Origin of the sequence: Hyunsoonleella flava (genome assembly GCF_004310325.1) — a bacterium.
Taxonomy (GTDB): domain Bacteria; phylum Bacteroidota; class Bacteroidia; order Flavobacteriales; family Flavobacteriaceae; genus Jejuia; species Jejuia flava.
The window spans coordinates 72,840-86,259 of record NZ_SIRT01000011.1 but is presented as its reverse complement, the minus strand read 5'-3'; the positions used below and the strand labels follow the sequence as shown (position 1 = coordinate 86,259).

At 34.8% G+C, this 13,420-nt stretch carries 17 protein-coding genes; 4 read left to right on the top strand and 13 right to left on the bottom strand.

What is annotated here, in order from left to right; genetic code table 11:
* Positions 1-36: 36 nt before the first annotated feature.
* The 12 genes from EYD45_RS12625 to EYD45_RS12570 all read right to left on the bottom strand — a co-directional run bounded on the left by EYD45_RS12625 (position 37) and on the right by EYD45_RS12570 (position 8,818).
* The gene (locus tag EYD45_RS12625; RefSeq protein WP_130964920.1) at positions 37-801 is read right to left on the bottom strand and encodes a sulfite exporter TauE/SafE family protein; all 765 of its coding nucleotides are present in this window, start codon (positions 799-801) and stop codon (positions 37-39) included.
* Between the two features lie 24 nt (positions 802-825).
* Positions 826-1,212 (bottom strand): VOC family protein, encoded by a 387-nt coding sequence (locus tag EYD45_RS12620; RefSeq protein WP_130964919.1) that lies wholly within the window; start codon positions 1,210-1,212, stop codon positions 826-828.
* Between the two features lie 177 nt (positions 1,213-1,389).
* Positions 1,390-1,848, bottom strand: coding sequence for a DUF1801 domain-containing protein (locus EYD45_RS12615; protein ID WP_130964918.1), 459 nt, complete (start codon positions 1,846-1,848; stop codon positions 1,390-1,392).
* A 6-nt stretch (positions 1,849-1,854) separates the two neighbouring features.
* The gene (locus tag EYD45_RS12610; RefSeq protein ID WP_165453932.1) at positions 1,855-2,313 is read right to left on the bottom strand and encodes a DUF4199 domain-containing protein; all 459 of its coding nucleotides are present in this window, start codon (positions 2,311-2,313) and stop codon (positions 1,855-1,857) included.
* Positions 2,314-2,335: 22 nt separating this feature from the next.
* Complete coding sequence (locus EYD45_RS12605) at positions 2,336-2,707, bottom strand: VOC family protein (RefSeq protein WP_130964916.1); 372 nt, start codon at positions 2,705-2,707, stop codon at positions 2,336-2,338.
* 110 nt (positions 2,708-2,817) lie between these two features.
* Entirely contained in the window at positions 2,818-3,228 is a 411-nt protein-coding gene (locus EYD45_RS17085; protein ID WP_130964915.1) for a response regulator transcription factor, read from the bottom strand.
* A gap of 9 nt (positions 3,229-3,237) precedes the next feature.
* The gene (locus tag EYD45_RS12595; RefSeq protein ID WP_130964914.1) at positions 3,238-4,173 is read right to left on the bottom strand and encodes a 2-hydroxyacid dehydrogenase; all 936 of its coding nucleotides are present in this window, start codon (positions 4,171-4,173) and stop codon (positions 3,238-3,240) included.
* On the bottom strand, positions 4,173-4,619 hold the full coding sequence (locus EYD45_RS12590; protein WP_130964913.1) for a hypothetical protein: 447 nt from the start codon (positions 4,617-4,619) through the stop codon (positions 4,173-4,175). Before EYD45_RS12590 ends, EYD45_RS12595 begins: the two co-directional genes overlap by 1 nt.
* A gap of 56 nt (positions 4,620-4,675) precedes the next feature.
* Positions 4,676-5,041, bottom strand: a complete 366-nt coding sequence (locus EYD45_RS12585; RefSeq protein ID WP_130964912.1) for a cupin domain-containing protein — start codon at positions 5,039-5,041, stop codon at positions 4,676-4,678.
* Between the two features lie 191 nt (positions 5,042-5,232).
* Positions 5,233-5,748 (bottom strand): gamma carbonic anhydrase family protein, encoded by a 516-nt coding sequence (locus EYD45_RS12580; RefSeq protein ID WP_130964911.1) that lies wholly within the window; start codon positions 5,746-5,748, stop codon positions 5,233-5,235.
* Positions 5,749-5,782: 34 nt separating this feature from the next.
* Positions 5,783-6,517, bottom strand: coding sequence for a LytR/AlgR family response regulator transcription factor (locus tag EYD45_RS12575; protein ID WP_130964910.1), 735 nt, complete (start codon positions 6,515-6,517; stop codon positions 5,783-5,785).
* A gap of 135 nt (positions 6,518-6,652) precedes the next feature.
* Positions 6,653-8,818: a tetratricopeptide repeat-containing sensor histidine kinase gene (locus tag EYD45_RS12570; RefSeq protein WP_130964909.1), complete on the bottom strand. Its 2,166-nt coding sequence runs from the start codon at positions 8,816-8,818 to the stop codon at positions 6,653-6,655.
* A gap of 220 nt (positions 8,819-9,038) precedes the next feature.
* Here EYD45_RS12570 and EYD45_RS12565 point away from each other — a divergent pair, with 220 nt between their 5' ends.
* The gene (locus EYD45_RS12565) at positions 9,039-9,752 is read left to right on the top strand and encodes an SIMPL domain-containing protein (protein WP_130964908.1); all 714 of its coding nucleotides are present in this window, start codon (positions 9,039-9,041) and stop codon (positions 9,750-9,752) included.
* A gap of 13 nt (positions 9,753-9,765) precedes the next feature.
* Positions 9,766-10,920, top strand: coding sequence for a vWA domain-containing protein (locus EYD45_RS12560; protein ID WP_130964907.1), 1,155 nt, complete (start codon positions 9,766-9,768; stop codon positions 10,918-10,920).
* 103 nt (positions 10,921-11,023) lie between these two features.
* Here the strand turns inward: EYD45_RS12560 and EYD45_RS12555 are convergent, their stop codons facing one another.
* Positions 11,024-12,028 carry a PorP/SprF family type IX secretion system membrane protein gene (locus tag EYD45_RS12555; protein WP_130964906.1) on the bottom strand — a complete coding sequence of 335 codons (1,005 nt, stop codon included), beginning with the start codon at positions 12,026-12,028 and terminating at the stop codon, positions 11,024-11,026.
* A gap of 137 nt (positions 12,029-12,165) precedes the next feature.
* On the opposite strand from EYD45_RS12555, the gene EYD45_RS12550 reads away from it, so the two are divergent.
* Both EYD45_RS12550 and EYD45_RS12545 read left to right on the top strand, forming a co-directional pair.
* Positions 12,166-13,071, top strand: a complete 906-nt coding sequence (locus EYD45_RS12550) for a NifU family protein (RefSeq protein WP_130964905.1) — start codon at positions 12,166-12,168, stop codon at positions 13,069-13,071.
* A 71-nt stretch (positions 13,072-13,142) separates the two neighbouring features.
* Positions 13,143-13,343 (top strand): dodecin family protein, encoded by a 201-nt coding sequence (locus tag EYD45_RS12545; protein ID WP_130964904.1) that lies wholly within the window; start codon positions 13,143-13,145, stop codon positions 13,341-13,343.
* Positions 13,344-13,420 lie beyond the last annotated feature (77 nt).

Below are 13,420 nucleotides of genomic sequence, written 5' to 3'. Positions count from 1 at the left end.
GTATTTCAATATTTAAAAACGTTACAATTATATAACTTAACGGATTAACATGAGCAACCCGCCAATGGCGGTAACTAAAATTATAAACTTTCGGTAATTTACATTAGATATTTTCTTTACCAAAGCAGCCCCAAAAAAGAAACCAATTACCACCGCTGGTACTAATACCAAATTTAGCAACAAGCTTTCTTTAGTAACAGTGTTCCAAACAAAAAAATGAAATGGCAACTTAAAGACATTGATGATGAAAAATAACCACGCTGCGGTACCAATAAACTCATTTTTTGGTAAGCGCATGGCCAAGAAATAGATGTTAGAAATGGGGCCTGCCAAATTTCCAATCATAGTAGTGAAACCCGCCAAAAAGCCTACCGAATTTGAAAACAACTTATTATGCGGAACAGTATCAGTTTTTCTTTTTTCAAAAAATAACATTATGCCAATGGAACCGATAATAATAAGTGCCATAACCCGCTTAAATACAACTTCTGATATAGTATCACCTACCCAAACACCAACCAATACACCAACGATCATGGACGGTAAGAGCTTTTTAATAAACTTCCATTGCGTGTGCCTGTTATAATAACTAACTGCAATAATATCAGCGGATATAAGCATAGGAAGCAAGATTCCTGTGGAAGCCTTTTCTCCAAATACAAAGGCTAGTATTATCACAATAATAATACCTATACCCTTTATACCAGATTTTGAAAACCCTAAAATAAACACTGCAAATAGTATCGCAGCCCATTGTATGGTAGATAAACTATAGGATTGAAGAATTTCTAAATACGACAAGTGTTATGGCTTATGCCTGCGAAATTACAAAAAAGCACTATCTACAGGCTCCCAAAGTTCTATTTTATTACCATCGTTATCCAAAATCCATCCAAATTTCCCGTACTCATATTCTTCTATCCCACCTATAACAGTAACACCTTCAGATTTTAAGACTTTTAGTAATTCTACTAAATTTTCAACCCGATAATTAAACATAAAATCCTTTTTAGAGGGCTCATAATACTTGGTGCTTTCTGGGAAAACGCTCCATTGCGTAGAGCAATCGTTACCATCCTTATCCTTCCACCAAAACGTGCAACCATAATCATTCGTATTAAAGCCTAAGTGCTTTTTATACCAAGCCTTACTGGCTTTAGGGTCTTTCGTTTTAAAAAACAATCCACCTATTCCTGTTACTCTATTTTTCATTTTAAAATGATATTATTGTTAATTTCTATTTGGGTGTTACCCTCTATGATTGTCCCAAAAAGTTTATTACACCAACGTCGTCGGGTCGGGCTTTTCGTTTGTAGTTTTGGCTCGATGCGCGCCTCACCAAAAGCTATCACTACAATCCCTAACACAGTCCTCGTAGTCAAAAAAACCTTAGTTCTTCTTTATGGCACTTTCGTAAATTTCAATCCATTCCTCGCAAGTCATTTTTCTAGTCAATTCCCCAATCAGATCAAAAGGGATGTCGTCCAGTTTTTTAAAGCGAATACAACTTTTGCCCATATCCAGCTTACGTTTGCTATGTTTAGGATATTCATTAACAAACCAATCGTGCAGTTCTTTTTTTGCGTAAATCCCACTGTGATAAAGATTTACAGAGTTTTTTTGAGAGGCAAAACTCATAAAAGGTAAAGGTATTTTAGGATCACAATGGTATCCATCAGGGTACACCGAATGTGGTACATAATATCCAATCATTTTATAAATGATACCTTCCTCAAAACCTTTAGGCAAATTAGTATTAATAATGTTTCTTAGTTTTTCTAAGGTAGCCTGTCGTTCCTCAGGAACCTGACTAATATAATCCTCTGGTGATGTGGCGTCGTATTGCATGTTTTTTTATTTACGTTGAAGAATTAAACCTGAAATTAAAGATATAACAAATCCGATTACAGTTACTAATGCAACCATAAATAATGCGCCCATTGTACTCGTCATTTCAATAATCTCATCGCCTCTACCTTCTTTAATTAACATTTGTGTGTAGTCTTCAAAAAAATCTGGGTTTATATATTGCGTATAAATGTAATCTGCAACACCTATACCAATACCAACCAATACAGAAATTAAAACTCCTATTAATATTGCTTTCCCAAGATATACAGTACCATTGTTAACCTTATCTCTATAATGTTTAATACCAAAGTAAATAAACGAAAGTGATACAAAAATGGATAAGTACCCTAAGATTTCTAATGTACCGAAATCTAAATCTTTTCCTAAAGCTAAATGAATGACAAAAATTAAGAAGCCAACAAGAGCACCGTAACTGCCATATTTTAAAACTGTCTGTTTCATAATTGAGAAAAAATTAATGTTGCTATACATGTTGGTCTATTAAGATTGTGTTGCCATCTGGATCATAAAACACGATACTTGCAGGTCCGGAAGTAGCATTATCTGTTTCACGTTCTAAAGCAATATTTTTGCTTTTTAAGTGCTTTTGAATGTCTCTTACATCGTCAAAGTCATCCAGTGTATTCGCACTCTCATCCCAACCTGGATTAAAGGTTAAAATATTGTTTTCAAACATACCTTGGAACAACCCCACCAAAGCATTACCATTTTTCATGATGAGATAATTGCGTTCTATGTCTCCAGCGAAAACGCTGAAACCTAAATTCTCATAGAATGCTTTAGATTTGTGAATGTCTTTTACGGATAAACTAATGGAAAATGCACCTAATTTCATACTGTCTGGTTTTTGATTAATATTATGAAACAAAACTAGGAATGCAGGCAGAAATAAGGGTCATACTAAAGTACCAAATGACTAGCACTTTAGTCTAAATGTATGAATTTTTAAATAATTTGGTGCGCTTTTGCTATTTGAAGTGCTTGTGTCCTTCTTTTGGCATTAAGCTTTATTAGAAGATTAGATACATGAGTTTTGATAGTACTTTCTGAAAGAAATAATTTATCTGCGATTTCTTTATTTGATAGCCCATCTGATATACCTTGAAGGACTTCATATTCACGTTCAGTAATTTCTAGTTCCTTTATTTTTTGATAATTGATGTCTTTTGAATCGGATTGATTTTTATGCAAACTTTTTTTGTTGATGTAAATACCCACTATTAAAAATACCACCGCAATAACAGCAACAGCAAATTCAATTTTAAGATTTCCTGAATGTATAGAATAAGTACTTATTTGAAATAAAAGTACTAAGGCCAAAATCAACCCCGAAAAAACAAGAATGGTTTTCTTCACGGATTAAATTTAACAAAATTTCGTCTTAATCTTATCCACGATAGTTTGGGCTAATTTTTCTTTACTCTCTACCGTCCACCCTGCAACATGAGGTGACAGCAATACGTTCTCTGCCTGTATCAAATATTGGAAAGGTTCTGGCATTTTATTGGCAAACAGACTTTCGAAAGACTTTTTTTCGTATTCTAAAACGTCCAAACCAGCACCTAAAACTTTTCCAGATTTTAAGGCGGAAACTAAGTCTGCAGTTACCACACTTTTACCTCTAGCTGTATTTACTAACCAAAACGGCTTTTTAAATTGATTGATGAATTCTGAATTTACCATATTCAACGTAAGCGGTGTCTCCGGTGTGTGCAAGCTCACCACGTCCACCCTTTCCTGAAGCTCCTGTAGCGAAACTTGTGTAGCATTTTCATCTCCAACATTAGCTTTAATATCGTAGCATAAAACCGTCACGTCAAACCCTTTTAGTTTTTTCGCAAAAGCCTTCCCCATATTACCATAACCGATTAAACCTACAGTTAAACCATCCAACTCTATCCCACGATTGTCTTCTCTTAGCCATTTGCCATTGCGCACTTCTCTATCGGCTTTGTTTAGTTTATTAAATAAGGACAGGAGCATGCCCAAAGTATGCTCACCCACAGCGTTTCGATTACCTTCGGGCGCCGATATTAAATACACGCCTTTACTTTCGGCATAATCGCAATCTATGTTTTCCAATCCTGCACCTACTCGACCTATAAATTTTAGGTTTTTTGCGGCATCCAAAAATTGCTGATCTATTGTGAATCTGCTTCGGATAATAATACCATCGTAGTTACCAATTTTTGCTTCAATCTCACCTTTTGAAGAGGTGTAATCTTCATGATTTATGAAACCTAAACCCTTAAGTTGATTAATTAATAAATCGTGGTTAGTATCTAAATGTAGGACTGTCATTATTGATTTTTTTTAAATACAAGAGATATCCAATACAATAACACAATTGAAATTGTACCAATGGCAATGCCATAACTTAAAATCCAGAATATCCGCATTGCTAATTGTCCGCCTTGAAATGTCGTTGTCTCGCTAAATGTAAATGATAGATTACCAGCAAGACCATATGAAATAGGTACCCATAGTAAACTTATCACTAAAACAACTTTTAGTAGTAAAGCTAAAAACTTATGAAAGCGTAGAGAGGGTTTTCGTAAGTTATAAATCCCCCAATATAAGGCAAGTGGCAAACTTATTATTCCTGCCCAAGTGATAAATGTTCCAAGTGGAATAGTACTATTTTTATCCAGTGCTATCGTTAATACAGAAGACCTTGTAAACAATAAAACCAAGACAATAATGGATACAAGTAAAGCTCCATAAAACCAAAATACTCTTTTATTCATAACTAATTAAATTCTAACGACACCCTAAACTAACACTCTGTAAACTATTGCTTTAGTCAAATTTTAGGATAATGTGTTTGTGTTTTTTCATGGGCTACATTTCCTGTATGCGCAGTGTTTTGTTTCTCGAACAAAAGCACATGTACTTCTTCATCATTTTTTGTACAAGGATTATGCTCTACACCTTTTGGTACGACAATAAATTCGCCTTCGTTGACCACTTCGGTTCGGTCTCTAAATTGCATGTGTAATGTACCTTTTATAACTTGAAAAAGTTCGTCTTCATCATCATGACTATGCCACACAAATTCGCCTTTTAGTTTTGCTAAAATTACCTGCATATTATCTACAGTTGCAATTTGATGCGGATGCCAATTCTTGCTGAACTTAGATAACTTTTCTTTGATATTTATTGCTTTCATAAGGTAAAATTACAAAGTTTTATGACTTTGTTTAGATGTTTTGGTATGAAGTATTCCCGTTTTTTCTAGAATATATGCATCTGCGTTAGGGATTGTAGCGGCATCCTTTTTGATATGGAGGCTGAGATTCTCGAAGCTGTAATAGCAAAAAGATATAGCGGAAAGCCCGACCCGACAGGGGAACGCCCAAATTACTCTTTAAACCAGCTAGAATATTTTATATAAGCATCTGCAATACGATTGATTTCGCCTGATATTAATTCTTCACTAGCATTCTTTATTTTTTTGGCGGGAATACCTGCATATATTGAACCTGATGTTACGATGGTATTTTTGGGAACAACGGCGCCAGCGGCAATAATACAGTTGGATTCTACCACGCAGCCATCCATAATAATGCTGCCCATGCCTACCAAAACATTATCGTGAATGGTACACCCATGCACCAATGCATTATGGCCGATGGATACATTATTGCCTATGGTGGTTGGGGCTGTTTTGTAGGTGCCGTGAATTACTGCGCCATCTTGCACATTAACTTTATTGCCCATTTTTATAAAGTTTACATCACCACGAACTACTGCACTAAACCAAACACTGCATTGGTTTCCCATGGTAACATCGCCAACTACAGTTGCGTTTTCGGCTAGAAAACAATCTTTTGGTATTTTGGGCGATTTTCCTCTTACTTCTTGAATTACTGGCATTGTAAAATACTGATTATTTATTATTGACTATTTATTATTTAAAATACGACAGCAGCTCTGACTTTCTAGACGCTGACACCATAATTTCCTTTCCGTTGCTTAGCACTACACTACCTCCTTTGCCTTTTTGGTATTTCACTACTTCGTTTACATTTACCAAATAAGATTTATGTACACGGGTAAAACTAGAATCGTTTAAGGCTTCTTCAAAATATTTTAGTGTCTTGCTAACTATTTTTCGTTTGTTAGTGTTGAGGTATATTTCGGTGTAATTATCGTCAGCTTTACAATACAAAATATCCGCAGTATTTAACACTTCAAAACCTGATTGTTGAGGGATGGTTATTTTACCATTGATACTTTGCGTTTTTGGCACCAAAACCTCATCCTGTAAAGCATTTTCCTTAGTTTTTATATCCGTAACATAATCTACTGCTTTTATCAGTTCATCAATAGAAATAGGCTTCATTAGGTAGTAAGATGCATGGGCATTTAGGGCATCAATGGCGTAATGGTCGTATGCGGTGACAAAAATGGTTTCAAAATTCACATCGCCTACTTTTTCCAAAAGGTCAAAAGCATTACCATAGGGCATTTCTACATCTAAAAAAACTAAGTCTAAGTTGTTGTTTCTAATCAAAACTAAAGCATCTTCGATATTTGCAGCCTCACCTAATATTTCGACATTCGGACAATACTTTTGTAGATAGTTTTTTAGTATTTGCCTACTGGTTTCTTCGTCTTCTACTATTATTGATGTTAGTTTCATTTCTGTTTAATTTATGAGACCTTTCGACTGCGCTCGAGGTGACTAAGTGTTTTAATTTTTAAAATCCCACATATTTTTTTCACTAACCCTAAATAAAAGCAAGAGTTCCATCTTTTTGGAGGGTTAGTAATGCTCTTAATCCTTCTTTAGCGTTACCACAACTTTTGTTCCTGTATCCTCTTCATCTTGAAAATCATCCACAAACACATCCACCTTATCCTTATACATATCATTTAAAATGGCCACACGCTTTTTGATATTGCCCATGCCTTTGGAGTTTTGTTTCTTTTGATTTTTAGTTTTTAGTGCTTTCGATTTTTCACGCCCGATACCATCATCAGTAATTGTGATTTTTATTTCATCTTCTTTTTCTTGGGTGATTGCAATGTTTAGATGCCCCTTTGACTTTTTATAACGCAATCCGTGCCATACTGCATTTTCTATATAAGGCTGTAAAAGCATTGGCGGAATCACAAAGTTTTCAACCTTTATCTTTTCATCTACATGAATGCTGTAATCAAATTTATCTTGAAATCTAAAATGCTCTAATTGCGTGTACAGTCCTAGTAGTTCAATTTCTTTTTCTAGCGGAATAAAATCTTCCTCACTGTTTTCTAAAACAGCTCGCATTAATTTTGAAAAATCTGTTAAATACTTGTTGGCGGTCCGTTCATCATTTGATGCAATAAAGCTATTTACTGAATTTAATGCATTAAAGATAAAGTGCGGATTCATCTGACTGCGCAACGACTTAAGAGCAAGTAAATTATTCGCCAACCGTTGTTGGCGTATATATTTAAACATTAAAAACGCCACAAGCAACAATAGAAACAAACCTCCAATCAAGGAATAGATAATTACTTTTTGACGCTTGGACTGCTCAACAGTTAATTGGTACTGACTCTCAGATAACTCCCGATCGCTCTCCAAACTATTAATTCTATTCTGCTTTGTAGACAAATCTTTTCGAAAAAGTGCGGCTTGAGATATCTCTTGCTCTTTTTTTCGGTATAGCTTATCCACTACATCCACATATTCTTGGTAAGCTTCTAAGGCTTTTGAGAAATCTCCAGTGGTTTTAAACACTTCTGAAAGCCTTCTGGTGGCATCTTTTTGTACAACCAAATCTTCTTTGGTTTCAGCCTCTGCAATACTTTCTTCCAAATACTCTATAGCGTTGCCAAAATCATTTTGTTCAGCATAGGCGCGTCCTATTTTGTATTTTTGTTTTTGCGGAGTAAGCGGACTTTCGTTATCTAAAATAGAATCTGTTTCGATGTCTTCTATATCTTCTAAAGCCTGTTTCCGTAGTACAATCTCATCCGCAAAATTAGATACCGTATTTTGAAAATCGGCCACTTTTACCTTTTCCTCAACAGCTCGTTTTTTGGGTTGTGTATTTGCTAATTTAAGCGACTTATCAAAATACACCTCTGCTTCTGCAACTTCTCCTTTTTCACTTAAAACCTCAGCAATTTTAGAATTCAAATCTGTCACCTTTGGCGTAATCAAGTGTTTCTGTGCAACTTCTAGCCCTCGGTTATAGGCACTAATAGACTTATCAAATTCGCCAGTGCCTTTATAAACATCACCCAAACCTTCATAGAGCGATACCGTCTGATAGTTGGAGAGTGCCCTTTTGTTTATACCATTATACTCTTGTATACTTTCCTGAAAATTTTTGTTTAACCTGTAGGCCTTTGCCAATTTTAGTCGGGTTTCATTGGTGTCTTTACTTTGGAGGCTAATCCGATAGTTTGAAACTGCCAAATCGTATTGTTTCCAGAACATATAGATGTCTCCAAGTACTTCGTAAGCATCGCCATTTTCCTTTTTAGAATTACTAAATTCTAAAGCATCAGCAACAAACTGAATACTTTTTTGGGCATCCTTTTTTAGGTAGGTTTCTGCGGAATCTATAAATGAATTAAATCCTGAGCCTCTAATCCTTTTAAATTTTTTACTTACCAGTTTTTCTGCTTCGTTAGGCTCAACTTCAACTGTTATACGCTCGTTGCTCTCAATGATATAATATATAGTTTCAAAATCCTTATGTCGTATAATAAGTTGATCGCCTTTTTGAGCTTCAATTCTAAATTCACCAAATATATCCGTGGTGGTATAAGAATCGCCATTCACTTGAATATTTACATCGGGAATAGGATCACGTGTATCTTGTTCTATCACAGAGCCACGGACGGTAAACCTTTGAGTGTTACCCAAAAGATCATCCTGCGCCTGTATGCTAAAGCCTGCGAAAATCAATATCAGGCACCATATATATTTAAGATGATATTGCATATCTCTATTTAGAATAGCTAAACTTACGCACTTTCATTGGCATATTAAAATAGGCGTTCTTGAAAAACGCTCGTTTTAACTTCAAAATAGCGTGGTTTACCCATTTGTAATATTGCCAAACTCATTGAAACGTCCTGTTCACTCATTCGTCTTTTTTTTAAAAATACTTTGGTAATAGTTTTACTGCCAAATCATATTCAATCAAAAAACATAAATCAAAATGAAACACACATTCAAGCTCTTCGCATTACTTTTTCTATGTTATGCATTTAGTTTTTCACAAAGCGGACAAAAGAATTTTATCGACCAACCTTTTATTGAAGTGACGGGTACCGTTGAAACTGAAATAATTCCAAATGAAATTTTCCTGAAAATTGTTTTAAATGAAAATGACAAAAGAGGGAAGTTAAGCATTGAAAAACAGGAAAATCAGATGATTTTAACTTTAAAGACTTTAAATATTAATGTTGATAAAAACCTTTCTGTTCTAGATTTTAATGGAAGTTACCATAGGAAATTTTTAGGTGATAACGAGGTTGTTAAAAACAAACACTATCAATTAATAGTAAACGATGGAAAAACGCTTGGGGAAGTTTATGAAGCCTTAGACGCTTGTGATATTTCCAATATTTCAATTACAAAAACAAGTCATACTGAACTTGAGACTTTTAGAAGAGAAACAAAATTAAAGGCTTTGAAAACTGCCAAAGAAAAAGCCAATGATTATACAGCAGCCATTGGGCAAACTATTGGGAAAGCAATATTCATCCAAGAAATAAGCTCCAATAATTTTAACGTTTTAGCCAATCAACTTAATAGTATTAATTCAAATTACACCCAAGAATACCAGTCATTTGCAAGAAAAATAGAGAACTTAAACCTGAAGCCTATAATACTTAAAGAAACGGTTATGGCAAAATTCATCTTAAATTAAAAAACGTAAAATCATGAAAACATTATTTAAAACTTTTATGCTGGCAATAGCTGTTTTAAGCTTTACGGCATGCAACGCAAACAACAAAAAACAAAGCTATGCAATAAATGTAGTAGAAACCGAGCACCCAGAACCCAACAAACAATTTATAAAAGTGGCGCTATTATTAGACACAAGCAACAGTATGGACGGTTTGATAGACCAAGCTAAAGCGCAACTTTGGGAAATTGTAAACGAACTCTCTTACGCCAAATGCGGCAATGGTAAGCCAAACTTACAAATCGCCTTGTATGAATATGGCAACGACCGATTACCTGGAGAGGAAGGGTACATCAGACAGGTATTGGCCTTTAGTGACGACCTGGATGAAATTTCTAAAGAACTATTTTCCTTAACCACAAATGGCGGAAATGAATATTGCGGACAAGTAATTCAAACATCCTTAAATCAACTAAACTGGGGTAAAAACCCAGATGATTTAAAATTGATATTTATTGCAGGTAATGAACCTTTTACTCAAGGCAGGGTGAACTACAAAGACGCATCAACAAATGCTAAAGAAAAAGACGTTACGGTAAATACCATTTTCTGTGGGGATTATAATCAAGGTATTTCTACCTATTGGAAAGCAGGTGCAGATTTGACACAAGGCGACTATATGGCGATTAACCATAACAAAGCTACAGTACATATTGCTTCGCCATACGATGATGAAATCCTTCAATTAAATATTAAATTAAATAAAACATATGTGGCTTACGGAACTTATGGTAAACGTAAAATGAGAATGCAGGCAGAACAGGATATGAATGCCAGTGGTTACAGTAAAGCCAACGCTGTGAGCAGAACAGTTAGCAAAAGCTCGCATTTGTATAAAAACTCTCGATGGGATTTAGTAGACGCTGTTGAAGAAGAAAAAGTAAGCGTTGAAGATATTGATAAAGAAGCTTTGCCAGAGGTATTAAAAAACAAATCTTCTGAAGAAATCAAAGTTTACGTTTCAAAAATGAAAGAAGAGCGTGAATCTATTCAAAAACAAATTCAAGAATTAAACAAAAAACGTAAAACTTACATTTCTGAAAAAGAGAACAATACAGAGAATGGTTTAGAAAATGCAATGACAAAAGCCATCAAAATCCAAGCTAAAAAGAAAAAGTACACTTGGTAAAAACATAACTCGTCATTACGAGGGAAGTATGACTGAAGTAATCTTCTTCTTAAAATTTATGAGATTGCCACGTCGTACCTCCTCGCAATGACAAAATCCATATTTAATTAACCGCTGGACAATTACAATCGTAACGTTCTCTTCTACAGCTAAAGTTGTAACCGAGAGTAAGTTGATGAAACCCGCCGTTAGTAAACACCACTGAATTTGTTTGATACGTATACGTATACGCAAACATAAACTGATTGTAGTTTACACCAATTAAAGGTGTTATTTGCTGCAACTTTTGGCTACTTACACCCCCGGAGTTATTTAAAAACTCGGCACCGTCTAAACTTTGTCTATATGATAATCCACCCCAAAGTGTTCCAAATTCCATTTGTTTATATGCTTTGGCATTAAAATCTACCATAGATTCCTGTGTGCCCTCTCTATATTGAAACATCACAGACGGCTCAAAACTCCATTCACTACCTAGTTTACCAAAAACGCCTCCAACAGATAATAAGTAGCGTCTTAAATTACTGGTGATTAAAACGTCATTATTAATACCTTCGTTTTTAAGCACATTTTTTATAGTACCATGAGCATAAAAGTCTAGGTAATGATAAGAAAACCCAAAATCGATATTAAAATTAGTCGCGCTTTGTACCACACCTTGTACAATTGGATCTTGCCCATCAAATGGAAACGTAGTTTCGTCCAATTGATATTGAATAAAACCAGCACTTAAACCAAACGACAACATATTTAAATCTACCTCACTTCTAGAAAACATCAAATGGTGAGCATAAGTTAAATACGCTCCTGTCTGCGAGTGAAATCCGTTTTTATCAGCATACAACATACCTCCAATGCCTGATGGAGAATCTCCAATTCTACCATTAACGCTCAATGTCATCAATCTTGGAGCATCTTCATGTCCAAACCATTGTTGTCTACCTGTTAAACGCACCTTGGCACAATTAGCGGCACCAGCCATGGACGGGTGTATCAAATAATAATTATCCGTTAAATAATCTGTATATATTGGAAGTCCCTCTTGGGCGTTGCTACTCGGAATGCACAACATTCCAACCAGTAATAAAATAGTATATTTCAATTTCATAGGTTACAATCTAGGTAAACTGGTGTTTAGTAAACGTTTTCTTTTTCAAAAAATTACATCCAGAAAACATAATAACTAAACTCAAATATATGGATAACTAGGTTTTCTTTTAGTATTTTTGTAAAAAAATAGCTAAAATGAGCAATTTCAAGGTTTCTGTGCAAGAAACATCTAATAATACCATAGTTAAATTCGAGGTTAACCAGTTTATTACAAAGCACCAAAGTTTTGAATTCAGCAATATAGACGAGGCTAAAACTTCACCTTTGGCACAACAATTATTTTATCTTCCTTTTGTAAAAAAGGTGTATATATCAGGAAATTTTGTCGCGGTAGAACGCTATGATATTGTGGAATGGAATGATGTGCAAGATGAAGTTGCACAACAGATTGAAGCCTATCTGAATGATGGTGGCGTTGTAATAACAGAAGAAGCTACACCAAAAAAACAAACACCAGTAACTGTTTATGCTGAAGCGACACCAAACCCGGCAGTGATGAAATTTGTTGCCAATAAAAAGATTGCAACCGCAATGTTTGAATTCACTTCTATTGATGATGCCAAACTATCACCTTTAGCAACAGAGTTGTTTCATTTTCCATTCGTAAAAAGTGTATTTATTGAAGAAAACTATGTTTCGGTTACTAAATATGATAGAGCGGAATGGCAGGATATCACAGTTGAATTAAGAGAATTCATTAGAAATTTCATAGCTGATGGAAAAGAAATTGTATTGCCTGAAGCTGTTGAACAAATGGAAAAATCGGCACCTCAACTAGACAAAAAGTTTGAAGGATTGGACGATACCTCGAAGGAAATTGTAAATATTTTAGAAGAATATGTAAAACCAGCTGTAGCAAGCGATGGTGGCAATATTCAGTTCATAGGTTATGATGCCGATGTTAAAAATGTGAGCGTACTGCTTCAAGGTGCATGCAGTGGTTGCCCTTCCTCAACATTTACATTGAAAAATGGCATTGAAAACATGTTGAAACAAATGTTACCTGGAAAAGTTGAGACTGTTGAGGCTGTTAATGGGTGACCATTAAAATAAACAAGTGTCAAATTAATATCATAATTTATATTAATTACTAACATTAAAAACAAAATATCATGGCAGTATTAAAAGTAATTGAAGTTTTAGCAAACTCAGAAAAAAGTTGGGAAGATGCTACTAAAAAAGCAGTTAAAGAAGCATCAAAAAGTGTAAAGAACATACGCTCAGTATATGTTCAAGACCAAAGTGCTAGTGTTAATGATGGTGAGATTACAGAATTTAGAGTGAATGTGAAAATTACTTTTGAAGTAAAATAAGCATCACTAAGTTTTAAACTTAAGCGTTCTCCTGATTGCTATCGGGATGAACGCTTTTTTTATGCGGCGCTTTTAAC